The following is a 24,547-nucleotide window of genomic DNA, read 5'->3' as shown; positions in this document are numbered from 1 at the left end:
ATGCTCCGCGACGGCACCTTCTACGAACCACGAGACCCCGAGCTGGCCGCCGCATGACCAGCTCAGCTTGACGAAGGACATAGAGGCACCCCCCCCCCACCGACCATCCCCCACCGGCGCCCGAGACCACCTCGCCCCGCTGCGGGCGGCGCCCCTGACTCGTTAGGGTCATTGCCGTGGCCACCTTTCCCCCGTACCCGACGCACCCCACCGGTCCCCCCGGCGCGGGCGCGCTCCGGCACGCGCACTGGTGGCAGCGCAAGTGGGTGCGATACGGCGCCCTGATCACCCTGCTCGCGCTCTCCGGGCTCGTCATCCTCGCCCTGGTCCGCGAACAGACCGGCACCGAGGGCTTCCTGGTCGGGCTCGGCCTCGCGATCCTGCCGGTGCCGCTGCTGATAGCCGCGTTCCGCTGGCTCGACCGCGTCGAACCGGGCCCCTGGCGCAATCTGCTCTTCGCGTTCGCCTGGGGCGCCTGCGCGGCGGCGCTGATAGCGATCGTCGCCAACAGCTTCGCGACGAGATGGATAGCGACGGCGACCGCGGACCCGTCCAGCGCCGACACCCTCGGCGCGACCGTGATAGCCCCGGTCGTCGAGGAGTCCGCGAAGGCCGCCGCCGTCCTGCTCGTCTTCCTGTTCCGCAGACGGGACTTCACCGGGATCGTCGACGGCGTGGTGATAGCCGGGGTCACCGCCACCGGCTTCGCCTTCACCGAGAACATCCTCTACCTCGGCACCGCCTTCGGCACCGACCAGCTCACCGGCGACCGCGGCATCGCGTCCGTCACCGCCGCGACCTTCTTCGTGCGCGTCATCATGTCCCCGTTCGCGCACCCCCTGTTCACCGTCCTCACCGGCATCGGCTTCGGCATCGCCGCCCTGTCGGCGGACCGGCACCACGTACGGCGCGTGCTCCTGCCCCTGTCCGGCCTGCTGCTCGCGATGGGCATGCACGCCATCTGGAACGGCTCGTCCACCTTCGGCGAGTACGGCTTCTTCGCCGTGTACGCGGTCTTCATGCTCCCCGCGTTCGGCCTGCTGACCTGGCTCGTCATCTGGACCCGGCAGCGCGAACTGCGCACCGTCCGCGAGGAACTCCCCGCCTACGCCGTCGCCGGCTGGCTCACCCCCGTCGAACCCTTCGCCCTCGGCTCGATGCGGGCCCGCCGCATCGCCCGCCAGTACGCCCGCCACCACGCCGGGAGGCCGGCCGCGCGGGCGGTCGCCCAGTACGAGGCGTACGCGACGTCTCTGGCGTTCCTACGGCACCGGGGGCGCCGCGGCCGTGCCGGCGCCGACTTCGTCGTACGGGAAAGGGAGTTGCTGGGCGAGCTGTGGGCACGCCGCGAGCTGGCGCGCCCCGCCCTGGACCACGCGGCCCGGATGACGGCCCCGCCGGTCCCGGTGATGATCCCGCCGACGCACTGGCCGATGCACGGGTATCCGGCGACGCAGTACCCGGCGGTGCAGTACCCCGGGTACAACCCGTACCGGACCTGAGGCCCGAAGCCCCCTGCGCCGGCCCCCTACACCGCCCCCTACGCCGACGCCTCCGTCAGCCTCTCCACCTCGTCCTCCGTCAGCGTCAGCTCCGCCACCCGCACCAGGGCCGGCAGCTGTTCCACGGTCCGGGCGGACGCGATCGGGGCGGCGATCGTCGGCTGGGCGGCCAGCCAGGCGAGGGCGACCGTGGCGACCGGCACCCGGTGGGACTCGGCGATGTCGTCGAGGGCGGCGAGGACCTTGCGGCCGCGCTCGGTCTCCAGGTGCTTGCCGGCGCCCGCGGCGGCACGCGCCCCCTCGACCACCTCGCCGTCGCGGTACTTGCCCGTGAGGAATCCGGAGGCGAGGGCGAAGTAGGGGACGGCGGCCAGGCCCGTCCGCTCGGCCAGGTCCTGGAGCTCACCCTCGTACGTGTCGCGCGAGACCAGGTTGTAGTGCGGCTGGAGCGCCACGTACCGGGCGAGCCCCTCCCGCTCGGAGAAGGCGAGGGAGGCTTCGAGCCGCTCGGCGGAGATGTTGGACACGGCGATGTGCCGCACCTTGCCCGCCTTCACCAGCTCGTCGAGCGCGCCGATGATCTCCTCGACCGGCACCTCCACCTTGTCGAAGTGCGTGTAGTAGAGGTCTATGTGGTCGGTCCCGAGGCGCCGCAGCGAAGCGTCCGCCGCCGCCTTGATGTTGGCCGCCGTGAGCCCCAGGAACTCGGGGTGCTGGCTCACCTTGGTCGCGATCACGACGTCGTCGCGGTTGCCGCGCGCCTTGACCCTCCCCCACTGCCTAAAGGGCGTGGGGGGACCCCCAGCCGATGATGGTCTCGGACTCACCACCGGTGTTGCCGTGCACCCAGTGCGAGTACGAGTCCGCCGTGTCGACGAAGTTGCCGCCCGCCGCCGCGTACGCGTCGAGCACGGCGAAGGACTGCGCCTCGTCGGCGGTCCAGCCGAAGACGTTGCCGCCGAGGGCGAGCGGGAAAACCTCGAGGTCGGACGTGCCCAGCTTGCGAAGAGAAGTCATGTACGGGACCAACACCCGTACCGGAAACCGATATTCCACAAATAACCGGCGGCCCTGACGTCGGGGGGTGTGCGTCAGAACCGCCGGTGCTCAGTCGGAGGCCCGCCTCAGGGGTTCAGCCCCTTGCTCTGCAGCCAGGCCATCGGGTCGATCCCCGTGTCCGCCCCGCCCGGGTGGACCTCCAGGTGCAGATGCGCACCGGTGACGTTGCCCGTCGCGCCCACGCGCCCGATCACATCGCCCGTGCTGACCTTCTGGCCCACGCTGACGCTGATCGAGGACTGGTGGCAGAACCACAGCTGGGTGCCGTCGTCGAGGGTGAGGATCGTGCGGTAGCCGTAGGAACCGGCCCAGCCGGCCTCCGTGATGGTGCCGCTGTGGATCGCCTTGATGAGCGTGCCCGTGGGAGCCGCGAAGTCGAGACCCGTGTGGTAGCCGGAGGACCACAGCGAGCCGGCCTGACCGAAGGTCGAGGTGATCGTGTACGACGACGTCGGCAGCGTGTACTGCTTGGCGAGCTCGGCGAGACGCTTGGCCTCGGCCTCCTGCGCGGCCTTCTTCTCCGCCGCCTTCTTCGCCTCGGCGGCGTCGTCCGCGGCCTTCTTCAGCGCGGCGGCCTCGGCCTTCGCGGTCTCGTCGGCGAGGGCGGTCTGGGTGGCGAGCTGCGCCTTGCTGTCGACCTGGGTCTGCTGGCTCTCGGCCTGCGCCATGATCCGGTTGCGGAGCGTCTCACCCGCGTCCGAGGCGCCCTCGGTCCGGTCCTGCGTGGCGGTCGAGGCGAGGTCGCTGAGCGCGGTCGCGGAGCCCTGCGGGGCCTCGTCCTCGCCGCCGAAGACGCCGCCCACGCTGGGCAGGTCGGGCATCGAGATGGAGACCGGCGGCTTGCCGGTGTTGGCGCTGGCCATGCCGGCCCCGCCGACGGCGGCTATGACACCGACGCCCAGGACGGTGGAGCTGCGGGCGAATCCGTTGCCGCGCTGCTTGGCGACCCGGTGCTTGCCACGTGCCGGCCGGAGGGACTCCTCGGTGGGGTTCCACTCCTCGCGGGGGCCCTCGTCGTGGTGGTAGCTGCCGTAGCCGAAGACATCGGTGGAGGTGCGCTGGCTCGGCACGTACGGGGCCTCGGGGGCAGGCCGGTTTGACGCCACGTGGGCGTGCTCCTTTCCTTCCTTCTCGCCTACCGGGTTAGCTGACGGGTTCGGAGCAGGAAGGTCTCCTACGCGCGTATACCTGCCGTGAGTTCACGGCGGCGTTCGCGCGATTCACCCCAGGGTTGATGGTTCCCCGGCTCCCTTGCGGGATTAAGCGCGTGAGCACGGAGCCGTCTCTTGTGACGGCTGGGACGACCGCGCTGCGTTATCGAACGTTAATAGACCCGGCCTGGGTATTCCAAGCTGTTCCGCTTGATCATTAACGATTTTCGGCTGGACGTACGGGCCATGAGCGGCGAAAAACGGGCGAGTTGACCCAGCGCCGCCACAATCTCAGGAACCTCACAGCCATTGACGGTATGTCAGTTGTTATGCGGAGGGCGGTCGCGCGCTCACCCCGCGTGACCGCCGTACGGCGAGCAGCGCCATGTCGTCCGTCGCGCCGCCCCCGGTGTGCCGGCGGACCTCCGCGACGAGCGTGGCCAGCAGCGCCCCCGGGGCACGGAAGGTCCGCCCCGCGAGCCGCGCCGCCGGATCGTAGAACTCCCCGTGCCGGTCCCGCGCCTCGGACAGCCCGTCGGTGTACAGCAGCAGCGTGGCCCCGCCCGGGAAGCCGGCCTCCTCCGCCCGGTCGGGCCAGCTCCCCAACTCGCCCATGCCGAGCGGCAGCGCGGGCTCGGCGGCGGGCAGCGGCCGCACGGCCCCGTCGGGACAGAGCAGCAGCGGCGGCGGATGGCCGCGGTTGACGATCCGTACGAGCCCGTCGCCGTGCGGGAGTTCGGCGAGTACGGCGGTCGTGAACCCCTCGAAGCCGTCCAGCCCCTCGCGCCGCGTGCCCTCACGCGCCAGCGCCCGCTCAAGGCGCCCCGCGACCGCCTCCAGCGTCTTCTCCTGCTCGGCGGCCTCCCGGAACGCCCCGATGACGACGGCGACCGCGGCGACCGCCCCCATGCCCTTCCCGCGCACGTCCCCGGCCACCAGCCGCACCCCGTACGGGCTGTCCTGCACGGCGTACAGGTCCCCGCCGATGAAGGCGTCCTTCTGCGCGGCCTCGTACCGCACCGCGATCTCGAACCCGCCGATCCGCTCGTCCGGCTCGGGCAGCACCGCCCGCTGGGCGGCCTCGGCGATCTCGCGCTGCGAGGCGAGCCGCTGGTCCCCGCGGCGCACAACCCGGTTGAGGACGGCGGCGAGACCGGCGACCACCGCGACGGTGAGCACCTCGGTGAGCGTGTCCGCGTCCATCTCGAAGCCGAACCGCATATGGACGGTGAAGGCGACGACCAGGGCCACGCCCCCGGTGACGACGGTGCCCGCCAGCGAGTAGAGCGGCGCGGCGATCAGCGGGGCGGCGGTGAAGAAGGGGATCGCGGTGAAGTCGCGGGGGGTGAGGACGTCGTACAAGACACCGCCGACGATCAGCAGCGCGGGGAGGGCACGTACGGCGAAGAGCCGCCACCGCCCCACCGCTTCTTGATCCACATCCCCAGGTTTCCCGGCCCGGCGACGGGCGGCGAGCCGTGTGGCCCGACCGGGGGAGACGCGTCCGGGAAACACTCAGGGCCGGAATCCATTGCTGGACTCCGGCCCTGGGCCTTGAGTAGCGGGGACAGGATTTGAACCTGCGACCTCTGGGTTATGAGCCCAGCGAGCTACCGAGCTGCTCCACCCCGCGTCGGTGAAACCAGCATACGCCATTCGCGGGACGCCCAGCACCACGGTTTATTCGCGGCGCTGATGACCTGGGCTTTTTCAGTCGCCCGGGTTGCCCGCGTGAGTCAGGGTCTCCCAGGAGACGAACAGGTCGTCGGTGCCGGCGGGACGGGTCTCCTCGGCGAGTTTGCGGGCGGCCGGGACGGACAGGTCGAGCCGGTCCTCCAGGTGGTTGAGGGCGACCTCCAGGTCCGGGCCCATGTTCCGGTCCACCTTGCCGCCGCACAGCCACACGGGCGCGGCCTCCCCGGCCTGGTACCGGGAGTGCAGGGCGAGGGTGGCCTTCAGCCGGTCCTTGATCTCGCCGTACAGGTCGACGCCCTGGTGCCAGGCGGTCTCGGCGATATGGGCGGTGGCGGCGATGGAGTAGCCGACGTGCTTGAAGTTGCGGCAGGTCTCCTGGGAGAGGCCGTCCCTGTACGTCTTCTGCCCGAACCAGTACGTCGTCAGCTTGTCCGGCGTGTTCACGCTGGACCCCTTGGGCGTGAGCGGCACCCGCCCGTCCTTCTCCAGATAGAAGTAGGCGGGCACCCTCTCCCGGAAGCGCTCCACGGCGTGGTCGAAGGCCTGGTGGTCGTCGAGGAAGACGGCGATGCCGATGGCCGCGTCGGTCATGACGAGGTCCCAGTTGCCGTTGTAGTCGGGCACCTTGCGGGTGACGGTCGGCAGATACGCGGTCCGCAGCATGGTCTGGAACCGCGCGACCCGGTCCTCCGGCCACCCGGCGCCCTCGCTGTGCCGCACGATCTCCGCGGCCCGCGCCCAGGTCGCCCCGGCCCACCCGGTCTGGAGCCCGGCGTCCTCCTCGGTGTGCCGCTTCATCTTGGCCGACCAGGCGTCCATGATCTCCCGCGCCTTCACGGCGTGCTGCCGCTTCCCGGTGATCCGGAACAGCAGCGCCTGCGTGTAGGCGGCGATGGCGTCCTCGCGCTCCTCGACACACCCGTGCGCGGGCCGGTCGGCATGGTCGCCGCCGGGGCAGTCGACACTCTCGTACGGCTCGGCCTGGTACTTGTACGCCCCGTACTTGCTGTCCCGCATCCCGAAGTACGCCTTCAGCCACGGCTGCTTCCCCGCGGTGACGTGCTCGCGGACGGCGTCCAGCTGGGCGCCGCTGACGAGCACCCCGGGGTGGGTGAACTCCGCGTCGGGGGGCAGGGCGCGGGCCATGGTGCGGGTGCCGGCGTCGGTGGTCGCGCAGGCGGTGGCGAGCAGCGGGGCGAGCAGGAGCGCGGCGGCGGCACGGTATCGGGCTGACCTCATAGGGGCAGCGTCACCTGAGGCGGCCGGGCGCGCAGGATCTGTTGCGCCGAGTGTGGAGCGGGCTCCACCCGAGAAGTGGAGCCCGCTCCACCGCCCTGCGGCCGCCGGAGATCTAGATTGCCCTCATGTGGAAGACCGTCCGCCGGGCCGCGAGGGCCACCGGCCATCTCCTCCTCGCCGCCGTCATGGCGTTCGGCGTGTGGATCTTCGTGTGTGTGCTGCTGATCACCGCCGTCGGCACGCTCGTGCTGGTCGGCGCCTGGCTGCTGCCCGAGACGGTGCTGCTGATCCGGCGGATCGCCGGGGCCAAGCGGCAGCTGACGGCCGCGTGGACGGGTGTGCGGATCCCCGAGGCGTACCAGCCGCTCACCGGGACGGTCCGTGAGCGGTTCCGGACGGCCGTCCGCGATCCCGGCACACTGACCGACTTCCGCTGGATGGTCGCCTACTACTTCTACGGCGCTCTCGTCTTCCTCGCGCTGCCGCTGTGGCCGCTCGGACTGGTCGTCGACGGCGTGTGGAGCGGCCTGCTGCGCCGGCAGCCCCTCGTCCTGCCGCTGATCGTGCGGATCGCGGATCTGGAGGCCGACTGGTCGACGGCGCTGCTCAAGCCCTCCCCCAAGGCCCAGCTCACCCGCCGCGTCGAGGAGCTGGCCGCCACCCGGGCCGACGCGATCGCCGCGCACGGTGCCGAACTCCGCCGTATCGAGCGGGACTTGCACGACGGCGCACAGGCCCGTCTGGTCGCGCTGTCGATGCGGATCGGGCTCGCCAAGCGGGCCTACGAACGCGACCCCGAGGCGGCCCGCAAACTGCTGGACGAGGCGCAGGACCAGGCCGAGCAGGCGCTGACGGAGCTGCGGAACGTCGTGCGCGGCATCCATCCGCCGATCCTCACCGACCGGGGGCTGGTGGGCGCCGTACGGGCGCTGGCCGCGAGCAGCGGGCTCCAGGTCGTCATCGACGACGGCGGGATGGACGAGGGCGTACGGGCGCCCGCCGCCGTGGAGGCCGCCGCCTACTTCGTGGTCGCCGAGTCCCTCACCAACGCGGCCAAATACAGTGGTTCGCCCCGGGCCGAGGTCCGGCTCGTGCGGACGAAGCGCGGGCTGCGGGTGCGGGTCAGTGATGTGGAGGGGCGGGGCGGGGCCGACGAGGCCAGTGGTTCCGGACTGCTGGGCATGCGGCGCCGGGTCGCCGCGCTCGACGGGACGGTGGAGGTGTCCAGCCCCGTCGGGGGGCCGACCGTGATCGAAGTGGAGCTGCCGTGCGTGTGGTGATCGCCGAGGACAACGCCCTGCTCAGAGAGGGGCTGGTGCTGCTGCTGAGCTCCGCGGGGCACGAGGTCGTGGCCGTCGTCGGCACCGGGCCCGAGATCATGCCCGCGCTGCTTGAGCACCGGCCGGACGTCGCCGTACTCGATGTGCGGATGCCGCCCGGGTTCCGCGACGAGGGGCTCAGGGCCGCGCTGGAGGCCCGCAGGGAGATCCCCGGGCTGCCGGTGCTGGTGCTCTCGCAGTACGTCGAGGAGTCGTACGCCGCCGAGTTGCTGGGCGGGGGCAGCAGCGGGGTCGGGTATCTGCTCAAGGACCGGGTGGGCCGGGTCGACGAGTTCCTGGACGCCCTGGAGCGGGTCGCGGCCGGCGGTACGGCCCTGGACCCCGAGGTGGTCACCGAGCTGCTGACCCGGCGCAGGGACACCCCGCTGGACTCGCTCACCCCGCGCGAGCGGGAGGTGCTCGGGCTCATGGCGGAGGGGCACGACAACGCGACCATCGCCAAGACCCTGGTCGTCACCGAACGCGCCGTCCACAAGCACATCGGCAACGTCTTCCTGAAGCTGGGCCTGCCGCCGAGCGACAGCGGGCACCGGCGGGTGCTGGCGGTGCTGGCGTATCTGGCGCACACGCCCAAGTAGCCGGGACGGACGGGACAGCAGAACGGGCGGGGCGGCCGGGTGCCGCCCCGCCCGTCGCGGGTTCACCGGTGGGTCAGGCGCAGTAGCGTCCGTTGCCGTCCGGGCCGAGCGTGGGCGAGAACTCGCTGCACGGGGTGAAGTAGTTCACCAGCGGGTTGTACCCCTCCGCCTGGAGCACGACGTGGTCCGCGGACACCCCTCCGGAGGTGCCGTACGGGACGTTCCAGGTGTACGTGTAGCCGCTCTTGCTGACGGTCACGCTGCCCATCGGGGACCAGGACCACTGGGAGTTCGCCGTACCGGTGTACTTGTACAGCGTGCTGCCCTCGATCATGTAGTAGCCGCAGACGTAGGAATCCGTCCGGTAGTTGATGGTCCAGGACGGCCCGTTCTGGCAGCCGGTGATGCCCAGGGTGGGCGTCCAGAAGTACAGGCGGCGGAACGAGTACGGCACCAGGAAGTCCGCGGAGATCGTGGCGGTCGTCGCCGTGGCGGCGACCTTGACGTTGCTGACGGTCTTCCCGCCGGGCAGCGACAGGGTCTTCACGACGACGGTGTTGCTCGCCGCCGAGTCGGTGCCGCCACCGGTCTGGGCGATCACCCTGATCTCGTAACTGGAGCCGCCCGGCGTCAGTCCGCCGACCGTCGCGGTCGTCATCGAGGCGGGGAGGGTCCTGATCCTGCCGTTGACGCTGATCTTGTAGCGGGCGGCGCCCGCGGAGGCACCCCAGGTGAGCGTCGCCGAGGTGTAGTCGTACGACTTCACCGTCAAGTTGGCCGGTGCGACCGGGGTGTTGGTGATGCCGGCGTAGGGGCTCGGGCCCGCGACCCGGGGGGTGCCGCCCGCGACCGCGTCCTGCTCGGCGTTCCAGTAGCTGTCGGCGGGGAGCGTGTCGTACGGATTGGCCATGACGTCGTCGGTGATCTCGATGTAGCCGGCGCCGCGTGCCTTGGCCTTGGCGGCGACCTCCGTGATGTGGTCGGCGCTGGTGCCGTAGACGATGTGCCAGATGTCCGAGGCGGTCGGGGTCCAGCCCAGGTCCTTGTAGTTCAGGGCCGCGTTGGAGTTGGTGCCGACATAGCCGGTGTAGTCGCCCTCGAAGGTGAGCAGGACGTCGGCGGTGCCGTCGTAGCACTGCGGGACGATCGTGCCCGGGTTGAGGACGGTCAGCGCGCCGGGATAGGTGCGCTTCACGTAGTCGTTGATCTCCTTGTACCAGGACGGTACGACGTTGTCGGCGCCGCACTCGTTGTAGCCGTCGTCGAAGAAGATGCCGCCCATGGAGCTGCCGTAGAGGTCGTACCAGGCGTTGATGTCCTCCTCGATCTGCTGCGTCCAGTCGGCGGGGGCCGTCGAGCCGAGCCGGGTGGCGCGGTTGTCGGCGAGTCCGAAGTAGCCGGTGTCGACGTAGCCGAGGACCTTCTTTCCGGACGCGGCGGCCTGGTCGATGACGCTGCCCCAGGCGCTGTTCTTCTCGGCGCCGGGTCCGTTGAGCACGTTGGCCACCACTACGCTGGTCTTGCCGGTGGGCGAGTTGATCAGCCGGGTCCAGGCGCTGTCGGTGGGGTAGATGTACGAGGCGACCGCGATCTGCGGCCCGGAGCCGAGCCGCTGGCGGATGGCCTGGGTGAGGGCGGGGTCGAAGCCCGCGAGGGCGTCGGCCAGGTAGTTGAACGGATTCGCCCAGGACTTGAACTTCTGCGCCATGTTCCTGAGACCGGTCTGGAGACTCGCCGTGAGACTCCGGCTGCCCTTCGTGGCCCATTCGAGGACCGTGCCGCCGGCCGCGCCGACGACGGCGCCCAGAAGGGCGACGGTGAACGCCTCGGCCAGTTGGTCGTTGCTCAGGAGCGGCCGGTGGTCGAAGACCACGTTCGTGATCAGTTCGGTGACCAGGCCGTTGACGAATCCCAGCACCGCTCCGCAGACCGGGGCCGCGAACGGCGCTCCGACGTTGAAGAACCCGAGGCACGAGGCGCCGGCGGCGACACCGGCCGCCCATCCGGCCAGGCCGGCGAGGAGCTTCTGCCAGTACCACGCCGTGGTGGCGACCTGGGCGGCCGGCACCACGGCCACCAGGCTGTTGCCGACGGCGTACACGGATCCGTCGAAGGAGGCACCGTCCGTGCTGGTGGCGCCGTCGTACAGGTTCAGCGAGTGGTCGTTCGCCTTGGCGTCGAGGAACTGGCTCAGCTTCTGGCCGCCGCTGTGCGCCTTGGTGAAGGAGTCGGCCTCCTCCTTGAGCCTCGCCGACATGTCCTGGCCGGAGAAGTCGGCCGCCATGACGACATCGTCGCCGCTGGTGGTCAGTGCGGCGAGGTCCGCGGGGGCGGCGGACGCGCAGCCCGCGCGGTAGGTCACGCCGTAGCCCTCGGCGACCGAGCCAGCCGTGAAGCCGGTCGCCGGGTCGGCGTCGATTCCACAGGTGGCGGTCGTCGCCGCGGTGGCCGCGGGAACCGACAGACCGAACACCGTCAGGGCGACCGAAAGAACGACGAGAAGGACACGAGCGCCGCCGTTCCGCCGTAAGCGGGACAGGCGGCGCAACGACTGCTTGGTATTCGACATAGAGCCTTTCCTCGTTCGGCAGCACGCCCCTCACACCGTTGTGACGTGGGCAGATTCGGCTCAAGAATGAGTCCGAACAAGGAAATTGGCAAGCTTTCAAAGAACTCGACGGAAAACAATGCGGGAGCAATAAAAAAGCAACAACCGAACAATCGGCGGCTTTTATGCGAGGAATTCCCGGAGCCCCGAACGCCTTCCCGGTCAGCCCGCGCTGAGCTCCGTCAGCTCGCCGAGCGGCAGCGTGTGCTGGGTCTGGAGGACCTTGGCGCGCAGGTAGCGGACGTTGTGGGCGGTGGTGAAGACGCCGGTCGGCACGCGGTCATGGACGTCGATGCCGAGGTCGCGCAACTGGCCCGCCTTGTCGGGGTTGTTGGAGAGCAGGTCCAGCGACTCGATGCCCAGGGCCGTCAGCATCTGCGCGGCGGCCGTGTAGTCGCGGTCATCTTCCGGGAGGCCGAGGGCGGTGTTGGCGGCGTACGTGTCGAGACCCTGGTCCTGGAGGGCGTACGCGTCGAGCTTGTTGTAGAGGCCGATGCCGCGCCCCTCCTGCCGCAGATAGAGCAGCACCCCACCCCGCTCGGCTATCCGCTCGACCGCCTCGCGCAGCTGCGGTCCGCAGTCGCAGCGGGCCGAGCCGAAGACATCGCCGGTGAGGCACTCGGAGTGGAGCCGGACCAGGGGAACGGCGCCGGGGGCCGGGTCGCCGAGGACGACGGCGAGGTGCTCCTGCCCGTCGGTCAGGCCGTGGAAGGTGACGAGCTCGGCGTCGACGCTGTAGCCGTCCCCGAAGCGCAGGGGCACGCGGACGCGGGAGCGCTGGGTGGCGGCGGGGATGTTCGGCATGCGGGTACTCCGGTCCGTAGGGTCCGTACGTCCGTAGATCGGATCGAGATCCATCGGCATCTGCTCATCCGCTCATCTGCTTCAGATTTGAATCAGATCTACGAGACGAGACCATACCCCATGCTTTAAATTTGAAGCAACGTAATTGTGCCGCAGCTCACGAACACGACGGCGACGACGACCGCCGACGCCACGGCACCTCGTCACCCGTGTCTGCCTGGAGCCCGTCCGCGATCGCCCTGGAGATCTCCTCCAGCTGCTCCACCTGCTCCTCGGTGAGCCGGTCGAAGAGGGCGGAGCGCACCGCCTCCACATGCCCAGGCGCCGCCCGCTCCACCTCCGCCATGCCCTCGTCGGTCAGCACGGCGATGCTCCCGCGCTTGTCCCACCGACAGCTCTCCCGCGCGACCAGCCCGTCCTTCTCCAGCCGGGTCACGGCGTACGTCAGCCGGGGCCGGGTGATCTTCAGCCCCTCGGCGAGGTCGGTCATCCGCAGCCGCCGGTCCGGTGTCTCGGAGAGGGTGGAGAGGATGGAGTAGTAGAGATGCGGCATGCCGGCGTCCTGCTGGAGCTGCCGGTCGATCGCGTCCTCCAGAAGGTGCGACGCGGCGATGTACGCGCGCCAGGCGCGTTGCTCCTTGGACGTGAGCCAGCGAGTCGTCATGCCGCCAGTGTAGGTTTGTTTCAAACTTGAACCAAGACGTGCATGTCACAGAGCCCCGCCCGTCGCCGCGCGAGAAGGACCACACCCATGCCCCACCCGTACGTCCTCCTCTCCGCCGCCGTCTCCCTGGACGGCTACCTGGACGACACCGGCCCCGACCGCCTGCTCCTCTCCAGCCCGGCCGACTTCGACCGCGTCGACGAGGTACGGGCCTCGGTGGACGCGATCCTGATCGGCGCGGGCACGATCCGCGCGGACAACCCCCGCCTGCTGGTGAACTCACCGGACCGCCGGGCGGCGAGACTGGCCTCCGGCCGACCGGAGTACCCCCTGAAGGTCACGGTCAGCGGCTCGGGCGACCTCGACCCGGCGGCCAGGTTCTGGCACACGGGCGGCGACAAGGTCGTCTATACGACGGAGAAGGGCGCGGAGCGGGCCCGTACGGCGGGTCTGGCGGCGGACGTGGTCTCCCTGGGCGCGGAGTTGGACTGGCCCCGGCTGCTGGACCACCTGTATGAGACGTACGGGGTGCGGCGCCTCATGGTCGAGGGCGGCGGCACGATCCACACCCAGCTCCTCCAGCAGGGCCTGGCCGACGAACTCCAGCTGGTCGTGGCCCCCCTCTTCGTCGGCACCCCGGCGGCCCCCCGCCTCTTCGGCCCCGGCACCTACCAGCCCGGCCGCCTGCGCCTCGTCGAGTCCCGCCAGATCGAGGACGTCGTCCTCATGCGCTACGAACCCACGGCGCCGGGCGGCGCGGCAGCCGACCGCCACTGGTTGGGGCTCGCCTGCGAACTGGCGTCCCAGTGCCCGCCCTCGGAGACGGCCTTCAGCGTCGGCGCGGTCGTGGTCGCCGCCGACGGCACGGAACTCGCGCGCGGCCACTCGCGGGAGGGCGGCGACCCGGTGGTCCACGCGGAGGAGGCGGCCCTCGCGAAGATCGACGCGACGGACCCCCGCCTCGCCTCGGCGACGGTCTACAGCAGCCTGGAGCCCTGCGCCCGTCGGGCCTCCCGCCCGGCGCCCTGCGCACGGCTGATCCTCGACGCCGGCGTACGGCGCGTGGTGACCGCCTGGCGCGAACCGGACACCTTCGTGACGGCGGCCGACGGAAACGGGCTGCTCGCGGAGCAGGGCGTCGAGGTCGTCGTCCTCCCGGAGTTCGAGGAACGGGCGAAGGCGCCGAATCTGCATCTGCCGGCCTGAGGGGCCCGCGCAACGGATACGGCGCCCGGACCGATCGAAGCCGGTCCGGGCGCCGTGTGCGTAGGCCGTGTGGGACTCGAACCCACAACCAATGGATTAAAAGTCCACTGCTCTGCCAATTGAGCTAACGGCCCCGGCGATGTTGCCTCCCCGAGCATAGCCGGACGCGGCCGTGTCTCCGATCGGGTATCGGTGACACGGCCGCGCCGGACGTACGGGAGGGGCGGCAAAGATCACGGATCGACCGGTTCGGGCGCCCCCTTGCGGGCCGCTTCCCGTGCCCGGGTCCGCTCGTGCTCGGGGTTGAGGAACCACTCACGGGCCGAGGCGAACCACCACACCGCCGCGAAGCCGAGCACCGCGAGGACGGCCACCGGCGCGTAGTTGAAGGTCTCCCAGGTGACCGGGGAGACCTGCGGCAGCATGAAGAGGACGGTGATCACACCGACCCACGCCACCGACACGACACCGATCACCTTCGACCACCGGCCCAGATGCCACGGCCCGCGCTCGAACGCCTCGCCCTTGCGCAGCCGCAGCAGCGTCGGGATGACGTACGCGATGTAGAGCCCGATCACCGCGACCGACGTGACGGCCGCGTAGGCCGTGTAATTGATGAGATACGGCAGTCCGAGGAGCAGCGCCCCGCCCGCCGCGAGCCACACCGCCGCGACCGGTGTCCGGGTGCGGGGGCTGACCGAGTGCCAGATGTGCGAGAACGGCAGGGCGCCGTCGCGCGAAAAGGCGTAGATCATGCGGCTGTTGGCCGTCACCGACGCCATCCCGCAGAACAGCTGCGCCCCGATGACCACGAGCAGCAGCAGCTTGCCCGCCGTGGCGCCCAGCGCGTCGAGCAGGATCTGCGCGGGCGGCGCGCCGGTCGGTGACGTGAGGGCGTCGTCGTACGACTGGATGGCGAAGGTGAAGCCGAGGAGCAGGACGAAGCCCGCGATCCATGACGTCCAGATCGACTGCACGATCCCCTTCGGTCCTGCCGTCGAGGCGTCGTGCGTCTCCTCGGTCATATGGGCGGAGGCGTCGTAGCCGGTGAAGGTGTACTGGGCCATCAGCAGCCCCAGGAGGACGACGTACACCCCGCTCCCCCAGCCCGTGTTGTTGACGAACTCCGTGAACACGAAGGAAGCGGACTGGTGTTGGTCCGGTACGAAGGTCAGCGCGCCGACGATCACCGCCACGCCGATCACGTGCCACCACACGCTCACGCTGTTGAGGATCGCGACGATCCGCACCCCGAAGGTGTTCAGCAGCCCGTGCAGCAGCAGGATCGCCGCGAACAGCAGGATCGTCCGGCCCGGCGTCACCTCGAAGTCGAACTGGAGGTTCAGGTACGCGCCCAGGAAGGACGCCGCCCCGAAGTCGATGCCGGCGGTCACGGCGACCTGGCCGAGCACGTTGAACCACCCGGTGAACCACGCCCAGGCGGCGGCACTCCTCGGCGGCGCGAGCCGGTGCGCCCAGAAGTACAGGCCCGCCGAGGTCGGATAGGCCGAACAGATCTCGGCCATCGACAGCCCCACGAAGAGGGTCATCAGACCGACCGCGACCCATCCCCACATGATCACCGACGGGCCGCCCGTGTTCATACCGAACAGGTACAGCGTCAGACACCCCGACAGGACCGAGATGATCGTGAAGGAGACCGCGTAGTTGGAGAACGCCGACATTCGGCGGGCCAGGACCTGGGTGTAACCGAGTTGGGCAAGCCGTTCTTCGTCAGACAGCCCACTCTTTATGTCGTCACCTGTCATGCCCCCAGCAATTCCCTCACCGGGGGCGTGACACACGTCACAACATGGCTAAAAAATGCCCTTGTACCCCTGCCAGCCGGTGGCGATCTTCGTCCGCGCCCCGAACGACCCCTTGCCGTTCCCGTTGTTGCGCCAGACGTTGCCGGAGCTGTCCCGGGAGACGAGGTCAGCCTTGCCGTCCCCGGTGATGTCCCCGACCCCGACGATCGTGTTGTACGAGCCGCCCCACGCCGAGAACACCTTCACGCGCGCCTTGAAGGTCCCGTTGCCCTTCCCGTCGTACCGGTAAAGGTTGTTCGACTTGTCCTGCGCGAGCAGATCCCCGACCCCGTCGCCATTCAGGTCCCCGGCGCCCACGATCTTCTTGTACGTCTTCCAGTTGTCGTAGAGCTTCACGCGCGCCGACAGCTTCCCCGCCGAAGTCCCCTTGTAGAGATAGACGGTGCCGGTGGAGGAGTTCCGGGCGATCAGGTCCGGACGGCCGTCACCGCTGACATCGCCGGGTGACGTGAGCACGTCGTACTGGTTCCAGCCGGAGGCGCCGAGCGAGGTGTACGACGTCGACGGCTCCAGCGGCTCGTTGCAACCCGGCTTGTAAAGCCGCAGAGCACCGCTGCTCAGCCGCACCAGGACGTCGTTGCAGCGGTCGCCGCTCAGCTCGCCGAACGATACGGGCCTGATGGTCTTCGGCCAGCCCGTGCCGGCGACCTTGCCGGAGAACTTGCCCGTACCGGTCGCCGTCTGGAAGCTCAGGCCGCCCGAAGAGTCGAGGGTGAGCAGGTCGCCGAAGCCGTCCGGGTACAGCCAGTCGGGGCCGTTGCTCGTGTAGTCGTGGTGAACGGCGCGCCCGTGCAGCACCTGGACCGTGCTGCGCACCTCCAGAGGCGTGCCGACACCGTCAGCGGGCACCGCCTTGAGCGTCCAGTCGTACCAACCGTTGGGCAGCGGGCCGGTGGTGGTCGAGCCGTGCCAGTGGACCTGCAGTTCGCCGCGCACCTCACCGCCCTCACGGGTGTCGACGACCTTGCCGGTCGTCTTCGCCCGCACCGTCAGCTTCCAGCTCGCGGCCGGCTTCGACAGCAGCACGCGAGTGAGGGAGAGGACGTCGGGGTATTCCTCGTCCGCGTAGACCTCCCTCGCGGTCTGGGCCGGTTCCAGCAGGCTCAGCGGCTGCTGCGGCACACCGGACGGTACGAGGTGCACCTGCTCCTTGGCGTCGACGTAGGCGGCGTTGGCACCGGACTCGTCCACGGTCCAGCGCACGTCCCGCTGGGAGACCCCGGTGTCCGGCAGGTCGCCGATCACGCGGCTCGTCGGGGTGCCGCCGTCGACCGTGGTGAGGATCAGCTCGCCTGCCCGCTTGTCGTGTGTGACGACGTACCCGTCACCCAGCTTCGCCTCGTCCGCCGGAACCGGCACGGACCGGTGCGTCGTACGGTCGTAGACGCCTGCCCTGCCGTCACAGGTCCAGTACAGCCAGCGGCCCAGCACCTGGAGGTCGGTGGGAGTGCACCCGGCGTCGGTGGTGACGGGCGTACCGGTCTTCTTCGTCTCCAGGTCGTACGGGACGACGCTGCCCTTGGTCGTCCCGACGGTCCACAAGGTGACGCCCGAGAGAGCGGCGGCACCGGGGGCTCGGGTGGCGACCGGGGCTGTGCCGCCCCAGGTCCAGTACACGGACTGCTGTCCGTCGGCTGCGGTGTAGAGGACGTAGCGGCCGGAGGCGTCGGTGATCCGGCCGCCGACGGGTCCTCCGGCGAAGTTCCTGCCGTCGTACGGGCCCTGTCCACCGACATGCGGCGAATCGGTCTCCACGCCACGGTTCAACCAGGCGATCTGGCCGTCTCCGAGGCCGTGGATCGCGGAGCATCCGGCGTCGTCGACCGGACAGTTGGCGATGAGGTAGTCGGAGTCGAGGAACACGGAACCGGAGCCGAACGTGGGCGGGCCGGACGCGGCGACAGTCCGGATCGAGCTGAAGCGCTCGTAACTGCTCCGGTTGTCGGTGACGACAAGCCGCCCCTGGTTCAGCGACAGTCCCTGGATCTTGAACGCCGGCTTGCCCAGCGACTTGACCTGGGTGACGACCGGGCTGCCGTCGGGCCCCGGCTGGATCCGCTGCACCCCCCAGTCGTCCTCGGCGGCGGAGGTGCGGCCGACAGCGAGGGCGGTGCCGTCGGAGACGGCGGAGAGGGACCGGGCCGAGGAGGGCAGCAGAGTCACCGGTGAACCGCCCTCGATGGGCTGCGCGATCACTGCGGTGGCGGTACCCGTCTGGTAGGTCAGCCAGTCGCCGACCACCGCGAGGTCCACCACCGCGTTCGTGTCACTGACGCCGTCCAGCGTGACCAGGACCGGGGCGGCGGACAGGTCCGCTCGGGAGAAGACCTGGACCGTGGGCTTGGCGGGGTCGAACAGCACCACGTGATCGGCGGTGACCCGGACGGTGGCGTAGGCCTCGGATCGCGGCGCGGTCCAGCCCTGGACCTGTCCCGTCCGCCGGTCGACGACGACCGTCCGATACGCGCCGCCCCCTGGCCGCGCGGCGTGGAACACCAGCCCGTCGGTGTCCCCTCCCTTGGTCGCCCCGAGGAGGTACCCCTCGGGCACCCCGGTCACCGGGACGTCACGGGTGCTGCCGTCCGCCTCCGGGAAGAGCAGGTGCATCTCCCGCTCGACCGTCGTCCCGTTCTCGTCCTTCACCTGCCGGTAGGCGACCGCCAGATCGTCGTAGGCGGTGTACAGGGTCAGCCCTTCAGGCGTCCGGATCGTGCGGGTGGTGTCGTCGGCCGCGTTCCACAGGTCCACGCGCCCGTCGGCGTACCTGTACGCGAGGACGTCACCGCCGGTCGTCGAGTAACTGGTGTAGCCCGCCGGATGGACGACCTTCACCGACGTGCCGTCCGCATACCGTGTCCAGACCAGACCCGAACCCTCCAGGGAGTGAAAGACGCCCTGGGTGCCCGCCCCGTCCTGTCCTGACTGGGTGAGCCCGCTGTACAGCGCGCCCGAGGTGTACGTGGTGCGCAAGGCGGCAGGCACCACCGTCTCCTGCGCTCCCTCCGCCGCCGAAGCCGTCGGCAGCGACGGGCTCAGCCCACCCGCCAGCACGGCGGACGCGGCCACGGCGACCGCCGCCCGTCTCGCTATCGAACGACGTACGAATACATGGCGCACCAAGGCGAACCCTCCCCAGAAGGCACGAGAGGGAGCGGGCCCCGCTTCTGATGTCCCCGGCCCCGGCCGACGCATCCCCCTCAGAAGTCGGCTGATCTTACAGCTTTCACACACCACGGAGAGAGCGCTTTCCGGCCGTGTGAACGGCGCGGGAACGACGAAGCGCCGTGCCCCACCCGAATCGGGGGGTCACGGCGCTTGGCGCACTTACCTACCGTCAGCCGTTGCGCTTCCAGCGCGGCTTGTCGTCGCGGCGGCCGAAGGAGGAGCCGGAACCGGAGCCGGTGCCGCGGTGGTCGTCACGGCGGCCGTAGGGGCGCTCGTGGCCACCGGAGCGGAAGCCCGGACGGTCGTCACGGCGGTCGCGGTTGAACGGACGGTCGCTGCCACGGTGGCCGCCCCGCTCGTCACGGCGCTCGAAGGAGCGACCCGCACCGGCCGGACGGTCGTCGCGACGGAACCCGCCACGGTCGCCACCCCGGTCACGGTTGAACCCGCCCCGGTCGTCACGACGCTCGAAGGAACGGCCACCACGGTCGTCCCGGCGGTCGTCACGGCGGAACCCGCCACGGTCGCCGCCCCGGTCGTCCCGGCGCTCGAACCCACGCTCGCCACGGTCCCGGTTGAACCCACCGCGGTCGTCACGACGCTCGAAGGAACGGCCACCGCGGTCGCCACCACGGTCGTCCCGACGGTCGTCGCGACGGAACCCACCACGGTCGCCACCCCGGTCACGGTTGAACCCGCCCCGGTCGTCACGACGCTCGAAGGAGCGACCACCACGGTCGCCACCACGGTCGTCCCGACGGTCGTCACGGCGGAACCCACCACGGTCGCCACCCCGGTCACGGCTGAACCCGCCCCGGTCGTCGTCCCGACGCTCACGACGCTCGTACGACGACGGCGCCTCGGCCCGGTCGACGTCCTGCGCCAGCGGCTGCTCGGGCACGGACGCCTCGACGGCCTCGGCGGCGGCGACCACCGCGGCCTGCGCCTCGGCGACCGCGGCCTCCGGGTCCTCGCCCCGCTCACGGGCGACCCGGGCGACGAGGCGGTCGGCCTCCTCGCGCAGCTCGGTCGCGCGGCGCTGCGCCCGCTCCAGCTGCTTGGCGAGGGAGGACACCTCGCGCTCGGCCTGCTGCGCGGCGTTGCCCGCGGACTCGGCCTGCACCTCGGTCATCGACCGGGCACCGGTGATCTCGGCGACCTCGGGGTCGAAGGCGTTGCCGCCCTGGATGATGTGGCGCGAAGCGTCGACGCCCGCGTCCTCCATCAGGCGGAAGATCTGGCGGCGCTGGTGCGGGAGGGAGAGGGAGACGACCGTACCGGTGCGGCCGGCGCGGGCCGTGCGGCCGGCGCGGTGCAGGTAGTCCTTGTGGTCGCCGGCCGGGTCCACGTTGAGGACCAGGTCGATGCCGTCGACGTGGATACCGCGGGCGGCGACGTCGGTGGCGACCAGCGCGTTGACGTAGCCGTCCTTGAAGTCGGCCAGGACGCGGGTACGGGCACCCTGCGTCATGCCGCCGTGCAGCGCGTCGGCCTTCACGCCGGCCTCGACGAGCTGCTCGGCGATACGGTCGGCGCCCAGCTGGGTGCGGACGAAGATGATGGTGCGGCCCTTGCGGGAGGCGATGGCCGCGGTGACCGGCGCCTTGTCCTTGGGCTTCACGATGAGGATGTGGTGGGACATCGTCGTGACGTTGCCCTGGGCGCTGTCGACCTCGTGCGTGACGGGGTTGCTCAGGTAGCGCTTGACCAGGGTGGAGATCTCGTTCTCCATGGTGGCGGAGAACAGCATCCGCTGGCCGCCGGCCGGGACCTGGTCGAGCAGCTCGGTGACCTCGGGCAGGAAGCCCAGGTCGGACATCTGGTCGGCCTCGTCGAGGACGGCGACCTCGACGTTCTCCAGGGAGCAGGCGCCGCGGTTGATGATGTCGCGCAGCCGGCCCGGGGTGGCGACGAGGATGTCGACGCCGCGCTCCAGGGCGTAGATCTGGTTGCCCATCGACGTACCGCCGCAGACGACCTTCATCTTCAGGCCGACGACGTCGCCGTAGGGCTGGAGGGCGTCCGCCACCTGCATGGCGAGCTCACGCGTCGGCGTGAGGATGATCGCGCGGGGCTTGTGCTTCTCGGTGCGGCCGCCGGCGAGACGCGCCAGGGTCGGCAGACCGAAGGAGAGGGTCTTGCCGGAGCCGGTGCGGCCACGGCCGAGGATGTCCTTGCCGGCCAGGGCGTCCGGGATGGTCGCGGCCTGGATCGGGAAGGGGGTGGTCACACCGTTCTGCGCGAGCTTGCGCACGACGCCCTCGGGGAGACCGAGGTCGGCGAAGGTGACCTCGGGGGTCTCGTCGACCGAGTCGACCGAATCCGCCGACTCGACGGTCTCGAGCGCCTCGACGGCGTCGTTCTCGTCGTTCTCGGGCATGACGATGTGATCAGAACTGGAAATGGACATGCGTATGCGAAACCTTCCGGAGTCTCGTCGGCACGCGCCCGTCAACTCCGTGAGTTCGCAATACGACCGCCTCTATGCGGTCAGCCACGGCAAGGGAGAGAACGCGCCACACGGCGCGCTTCTGCGTTGGCGCCGGGCAAATGAATCAAACGATCTATAACCATACGCACCCATCGCCCATGAAGGCAAACCGAACCCCACGGATGTGACGCACATCAACTACGCCGGTGTCCCCGCCTCCGGCGCCGGCTCCCGCTGGCTCAGCTGCGGCTCGGTCTCCTGGTGCGCGGAGGAGGACGGCTCGGCGACGGTGGGCTCCGCGCTCGGGGTCGGCGGGTCCGGCGTCGGCGGATCCGGGGTCGGCTCGGGCGTCTTCGTCGGGGTCGGCGGCGCCTTGGTCGGCGTCGGCTGCGGCTTGTCCGACTTCCCCGGCTCGGGCTCCGCCGAGGGCGACGCGCTGGCCGCCCCGGACGCCGAGGCGGACGGTGACGCCGACTCCCCGTGCTTGCCCTTGCCCTTCTTCTTCCCGTGCTTGTCATCGGCCCCGGCCGCCCCGTACCCACCGGCCCCGCCCGAGACCGCGGCCCCGCCGTCCGGCGCCTCCCCGCCCCGCTGCCCGGCGGAGTGCGAGGGCTTGGCGCCCTTGCCCCCGTCGTCGTCACCCACGCTCATGCAACCGGCGGCAGCGGCGACCGCCATCACCGTGGCGGCCAGACGGACGGGTACGTACTTGGGGCGCACGGGAGCCACCTCCGAGGGCGGTTGAAGGAGTCAACCTCTCCAACTCCCGCCGCCCGCAAGAGGACACGCCAACCGCTCAGCCGTACCCCAGTGCGTGCAGCCGGACGTCGTCGATCCCGAAGTGATGGGCGATCTCGTGCACCACGGTCACCTCGGTCTCGGCGACGACCTCCTCCCGCGAGGCGCACATCCGCAGCGTCGGCCCCCGATAGATCGTGATCCGGTCCGGCAGCACCCCCGCGTACCACTCACCGCGGTCGGTCAGCGGAGTCCCCTCGTAGAGCCCGAGCAGCTCGGGATCGTCGGCGGGCGGCTCGTCCTCGACGAACACCGCGACGTTGTCCATCAGCCGCGTCAACTCCGGCGGAATCCGGTCCAGCGCCTCGGCGACCAGTTCCTCGAACTCCTCACGCGTCATCTCCAGCACAGGCCCATTGTCCGGTACGAAACCGTCGTACGAGGGTCACAAACCGTCGTACGACGGCCCTGAACCGTCGTACGACAGTCACCGGACGCCCCGCATACCCATGCCCGCACTTGGGCATACGGGACCAATGGCCCGCGTCCCCGCCGCAGTCCTGAACGTCCTGGTCCGGATCCGCCGCTCGCCGCGCACCCTCGCCCGGCACTACCGCACGCGCCGCCCCCTGCCGACGCTGGAGCTGGTGCACCAGCCGCATCCCTGGGGCCGGGCGCTCGGTCTGATCACGGTGGTGCTGCTCGGGGCGTGGCTGGGGCTGCTGATCGTCGGCAATGTCCGCACCCCCGTCGGACCCATGAACACCACGATGACCCTGCGCCCCTCCTTCACCGGCGGCACGAAGATCAACGTCTCCCCGCTGGGCGCCCTGACGCTGGACAGCCACCACGCCCCGGTCCGCCTCGACGTCAACGTCGACCAGCTCGACCCGGTCCGCTCCCAGGCCCTCGTCGACCACCCCGAGCGCCTCTCCGGGCTTCAGGAGGAGGTCGCCCAGGACGTCGAGCACGGCACCCTCGACCTGGCCGTACGGTCCTGCGTCGCCGTCGTCGCCGGAGCCACCGCCCTCGGCCTCGCCGTCTACCGCCGCCCCCGCCGCGCCCTGGCCGCCGGCGGCGTCGCCCTCGGCCTGCTGGCCGCGTCCGGCGGCACGGCGTACGCCACCTGGAACCCGGACTCGGTCCTCCAGCCGAAGTTCTCCGGACTGCTCTCCTCGGCCCCGTCCCTGGTCGGCAACGCGCGCAACATCGTCACCGAATTCGACGTCTACCAGAAGGAGTTGGCCCGCCTCGTCACCAATGTGACCAAGCTCTACGACGTCACCTCCACGCTCCCCGCCTACACGCCGGACCCCACCACCATCCGGGTCCTGCACGTCTCCGACATCCACCTCAACCCGGCGAGCTGGAAGATCATCGCCTCGCTGGTGGAGCAGTACCAGGTCAACGTCATCGTCGACACCGGCGACACCATGGACCACGGGACGGCCGCCGAGAACGGCTTCCTGGATCCCGTCGAGAACCTCGGAGCGCCGTACGTGTGGGTGCGCGGCAACCATGACTCGCGCGTCACCCAGCGCTATATGGAGGGCCTGAAGAACGTCCACGTCCTCGACGACGGACGGGCCGAGACGGTCGCCGGGCTGCGTTTCGCCGGACTGGGCGACCCCCAGTTCACCCCCGACCGCAGCGAGAAGCCCGGCGCCGAGGAGTCCCAGGAGGCCGCGGGCGCCCGCCTCGCCGCCTCCCTCCGCGACTGGACGACCGCCGGAAAACCGGTCGACGTCGCCATGATCCACGAGCCGTCCGCCGCCCGTGAGGTCGACGGCTCGGTCCCGCTGGTGCTCTCCGGCCACCTCCACCACCAGGAGATGGAGGTCCTGCGCAACGGCACCCGGCTGCGCATCGAGGGCTCCACCGGCGGCAGCGGCCTGCGCGCGGTCGAGGGCAAGTACCCCGACCCCATCGAGGCCTCGATCCTCTACTTCGACCGCGACAGCCGCCGCCTCCAGGCCTGGGACGAGATCAAACTCGGCGGCCTGGGCCTGACCACGGCCGAGGTCAGCCGCCACCTCCCGGAGGAGAACCTGCCGGGAGCGACCCGTACGCCGACGCCGGCTCCGTCCCCCTCTCCGAGCCCGTCGCCCACCCCTTCCCGTACCGCCCCCTAAACCGTTTTGGCGATACCTCCTGCCATCCCATATGCTTCTCACGTCCCCGACGCGCTGCGAAGCGCGCAGGCGGGCCGATAGCCCTCATCGTCTAGCGGCCTAGGACGCCGCCCTTTCAAGGCGGTAGCACGGGTTCGAATCCCGTTGGGGGCACGCAACACCGTGTGCGAGACTGTTCGCGCACAAAGCTTGGTCCTGTGGAGCAGTTTGGAGTGCTCGCCACCCTGTCAAGGTGGAGGCCGCGGGTTCAAATCCCGTCAGGACCGCTGAGATTCCCCGGAATCTCTCGGCTGGGTAGCTCAGTTGGTACGAGCGACCGCCTGAAAAGCGGTAGGTCGCCGGTTCGACCCCGGCCCCAGCCACAGCACAGACCCCGATCTCCGGATCGGGGTCTTGTTGTATCCAG

At 70.4% G+C, this 24,547-nt stretch carries 16 protein-coding genes, 5 tRNA genes, 1 pseudogene and 1 riboswitch; of the genes and pseudogenes, 8 read left to right on the top strand and 14 right to left on the bottom strand.

Annotation, left to right across the window (positions count from 1 at the left end; all coding sequences use genetic code 11):
• Window positions 1-176 precede the first annotated feature (176 nt).
• Window positions 177-1,502, top strand: coding sequence for a PrsW family intramembrane metalloprotease (locus ABZ928_RS13090; RefSeq protein WP_361517589.1), 1,326 nt, complete (start codon window positions 177-179; stop codon window positions 1,500-1,502).
• Window positions 1,503-1,540: 38 nt separating this feature from the next.
• Here ABZ928_RS13090 and ABZ928_RS13085 read toward each other — a convergent pair.
• The 5 genes and pseudogenes from ABZ928_RS13085 to ABZ928_RS13065 all read right to left on the bottom strand — a co-directional run bounded on the left by ABZ928_RS13085 (window position 1,541) and on the right by ABZ928_RS13065 (window position 6,646).
• Window positions 1,541-2,519: pseudogene (locus ABZ928_RS13085) on the bottom strand (aldo/keto reductase).
• Between the two features lie 107 nt (window positions 2,520-2,626).
• Window positions 2,627-3,667, bottom strand: a complete 1,041-nt coding sequence (locus ABZ928_RS13080; protein WP_361517587.1) for a M23 family metallopeptidase — start codon at window positions 3,665-3,667, stop codon at window positions 2,627-2,629.
• Window positions 3,668-3,678: 11 nt separating this feature from the next.
• A riboswitch (cyclic di-AMP (ydaO/yuaA leader) is annotated at window positions 3,679-3,837 on the bottom strand.
• Window positions 3,838-4,039: 202 nt separating this feature from the next.
• Window positions 4,040-5,152, bottom strand: coding sequence for a PP2C family protein-serine/threonine phosphatase (locus tag ABZ928_RS13075; RefSeq protein ID WP_361517585.1), 1,113 nt, complete (start codon window positions 5,150-5,152; stop codon window positions 4,040-4,042).
• Between the two features lie 119 nt (window positions 5,153-5,271).
• Window positions 5,272-5,345 (bottom strand) — tRNA-Met (locus tag ABZ928_RS13070).
• Window positions 5,346-5,422: 77 nt separating this feature from the next.
• Window positions 5,423-6,646 (bottom strand): alginate lyase family protein, encoded by a 1,224-nt coding sequence (locus ABZ928_RS13065; RefSeq protein WP_361517584.1) that lies wholly within the window; start codon window positions 6,644-6,646, stop codon window positions 5,423-5,425.
• A gap of 125 nt (window positions 6,647-6,771) precedes the next feature.
• On the opposite strand from ABZ928_RS13065, the gene ABZ928_RS13060 reads away from it, so the two are divergent.
• Window positions 6,772-7,926: a histidine kinase gene (locus ABZ928_RS13060; protein ID WP_361517582.1), complete on the top strand. Its 1,155-nt coding sequence runs from the start codon at window positions 6,772-6,774 to the stop codon at window positions 7,924-7,926.
• Window positions 7,914-8,564, top strand: coding sequence for a response regulator transcription factor (locus tag ABZ928_RS13055; RefSeq protein ID WP_361517580.1), 651 nt, complete (start codon window positions 7,914-7,916; stop codon window positions 8,562-8,564). Before ABZ928_RS13060 ends, ABZ928_RS13055 begins: the two co-directional genes overlap by 13 nt.
• A 73-nt stretch (window positions 8,565-8,637) precedes the next feature.
• On the opposite strand, the gene ABZ928_RS13050 is transcribed toward ABZ928_RS13055, so the two are convergent.
• The 3 genes from ABZ928_RS13050 to ABZ928_RS13040 form a co-directional block, all read right to left on the bottom strand.
• A complete protein-coding gene (locus tag ABZ928_RS13050; RefSeq protein WP_361517578.1) occupies window positions 8,638-11,133 on the bottom strand; it encodes a spherulation-specific family 4 protein in 2,496 nt (831 codons plus the stop codon).
• A 201-nt stretch (window positions 11,134-11,334) separates the two neighbouring features.
• A complete protein-coding gene (gene ribA / locus ABZ928_RS13045) occupies window positions 11,335-11,976 on the bottom strand; it encodes a GTP cyclohydrolase II (RefSeq protein WP_361517577.1) in 642 nt (213 codons plus the stop codon).
• Between the two features lie 157 nt (window positions 11,977-12,133).
• Window positions 12,134-12,640 (bottom strand): MarR family transcriptional regulator, encoded by a 507-nt coding sequence (locus tag ABZ928_RS13040; protein WP_361517575.1) that lies wholly within the window; start codon window positions 12,638-12,640, stop codon window positions 12,134-12,136.
• 87 nt (window positions 12,641-12,727) lie between these two features.
• Between ABZ928_RS13040 and ABZ928_RS13035 the strand changes: the two genes are divergently transcribed.
• Window positions 12,728-13,846: a dihydrofolate reductase family protein gene (locus ABZ928_RS13035; RefSeq protein WP_361517573.1), complete on the top strand. Its 1,119-nt coding sequence runs from the start codon at window positions 12,728-12,730 to the stop codon at window positions 13,844-13,846.
• Window positions 13,847-13,907: 61 nt separating this feature from the next.
• Here ABZ928_RS13035 and ABZ928_RS13030 read toward each other — a convergent pair.
• The 6 genes from ABZ928_RS13030 to ABZ928_RS13005 form a co-directional block, all read right to left on the bottom strand.
• Window positions 13,908-13,980 (bottom strand) — tRNA-Lys (locus tag ABZ928_RS13030).
• Window positions 13,981-14,079: 99 nt separating this feature from the next.
• Window positions 14,080-15,615, bottom strand: coding sequence for an amino acid permease (locus tag ABZ928_RS13025; RefSeq protein ID WP_361517571.1), 1,536 nt, complete (start codon window positions 15,613-15,615; stop codon window positions 14,080-14,082).
• Between the two features lie 48 nt (window positions 15,616-15,663).
• Window positions 15,664-18,792 carry a VCBS repeat-containing protein gene (locus ABZ928_RS13020; RefSeq protein WP_361517569.1) on the bottom strand — a complete coding sequence of 1,043 codons (3,129 nt, stop codon included), beginning with the start codon at window positions 18,790-18,792 and terminating at the stop codon, window positions 15,664-15,666.
• A 217-nt stretch (window positions 18,793-19,009) separates the two neighbouring features.
• Window positions 19,010-21,250: a DEAD/DEAH box helicase gene (locus ABZ928_RS13015; RefSeq protein WP_361517567.1), complete on the bottom strand. Its 2,241-nt coding sequence runs from the start codon at window positions 21,248-21,250 to the stop codon at window positions 19,010-19,012.
• 219 nt (window positions 21,251-21,469) lie between these two features.
• A complete protein-coding gene (locus tag ABZ928_RS13010; protein WP_361517565.1) occupies window positions 21,470-21,991 on the bottom strand; it encodes a hypothetical protein in 522 nt (173 codons plus the stop codon).
• Between the two features lie 76 nt (window positions 21,992-22,067).
• Entirely contained in the window at window positions 22,068-22,418 is a 351-nt protein-coding gene (locus ABZ928_RS13005; protein ID WP_361517563.1) for a metallopeptidase family protein, read from the bottom strand.
• 127 nt (window positions 22,419-22,545) lie between these two features.
• Here ABZ928_RS13005 and ABZ928_RS13000 point away from each other — a divergent pair, with 127 nt between their 5' ends.
• The 4 genes from ABZ928_RS13000 (at window position 22,546) to ABZ928_RS12985 (ending at window position 24,503) form a co-directional block, all read left to right on the top strand.
• The gene (locus tag ABZ928_RS13000) at window positions 22,546-24,141 is read left to right on the top strand and encodes a metallophosphoesterase (protein WP_361517561.1); all 1,596 of its coding nucleotides are present in this window, start codon (window positions 22,546-22,548) and stop codon (window positions 24,139-24,141) included.
• Between the two features lie 80 nt (window positions 24,142-24,221).
• Window positions 24,222-24,294 (top strand) — tRNA-Glu (locus ABZ928_RS12995).
• A gap of 38 nt (window positions 24,295-24,332) precedes the next feature.
• A tRNA-Asp gene (locus ABZ928_RS12990) sits at window positions 24,333-24,407 on the top strand.
• Between the two features lie 22 nt (window positions 24,408-24,429).
• Window positions 24,430-24,503 (top strand) — tRNA-Phe (locus tag ABZ928_RS12985).
• The last annotated feature ends 44 nt before the right edge of the window (window positions 24,504-24,547 follow it).

The organism is Streptomyces sp. NPDC046909 (assembly GCF_040644695.1).
Classification (GTDB): domain Bacteria; phylum Actinomycetota; class Actinomycetes; order Streptomycetales; family Streptomycetaceae; genus Streptomyces.
The sequence above is the reverse complement of the archived record's forward strand: the minus strand, read 5'-3'. Positions and strand labels throughout refer to the sequence as shown.

What these genes read in the sequence shown, in the direction of transcription:
- ABZ928_RS13065 (WP_361517584.1), bottom strand. Translation starts at nt 6,646, where the DNA reads ATGAGGTCAGCCCGATACCGTGCCGCCGCCGCGCTCCTGCTCGCCCCG.
- ABZ928_RS13060 (WP_361517582.1), top strand. Translation starts at nt 6,772, where the DNA reads ATGTGGAAGACCGTCCGCCGGGCCGCGAGGGCCACCGGCCATCTCCTC.
- ABZ928_RS13050 (WP_361517578.1), bottom strand. Translation starts at nt 11,133, where the DNA reads ATGTCGAATACCAAGCAGTCGTTGCGCCGCCTGTCCCGCTTACGGCGG.
- ribA (WP_361517577.1), bottom strand. Translation starts at nt 11,976, where the DNA reads ATGCCGAACATCCCCGCCGCCACCCAGCGCTCCCGCGTCCGCGTGCCC.
- ABZ928_RS13040 (WP_361517575.1), bottom strand. Translation starts at nt 12,640, where the DNA reads ATGACGACTCGCTGGCTCACGTCCAAGGAGCAACGCGCCTGGCGCGCG.
- ABZ928_RS13035 (WP_361517573.1), top strand. Translation starts at nt 12,728, where the DNA reads ATGCCCCACCCGTACGTCCTCCTCTCCGCCGCCGTCTCCCTGGACGGC.
- ABZ928_RS13025 (WP_361517571.1), bottom strand. Translation starts at nt 15,615, where the DNA reads ATGACAGGTGACGACATAAAGAGTGGGCTGTCTGACGAAGAACGGCTT.
- ABZ928_RS13015 (WP_361517567.1), bottom strand. Translation starts at nt 21,250, where the DNA reads ATGTCCATTTCCAGTTCTGATCACATCGTCATGCCCGAGAACGACGAG.
- ABZ928_RS13000 (WP_361517561.1), top strand. Translation starts at nt 22,546, where the DNA reads ATGGCCCGCGTCCCCGCCGCAGTCCTGAACGTCCTGGTCCGGATCCGC.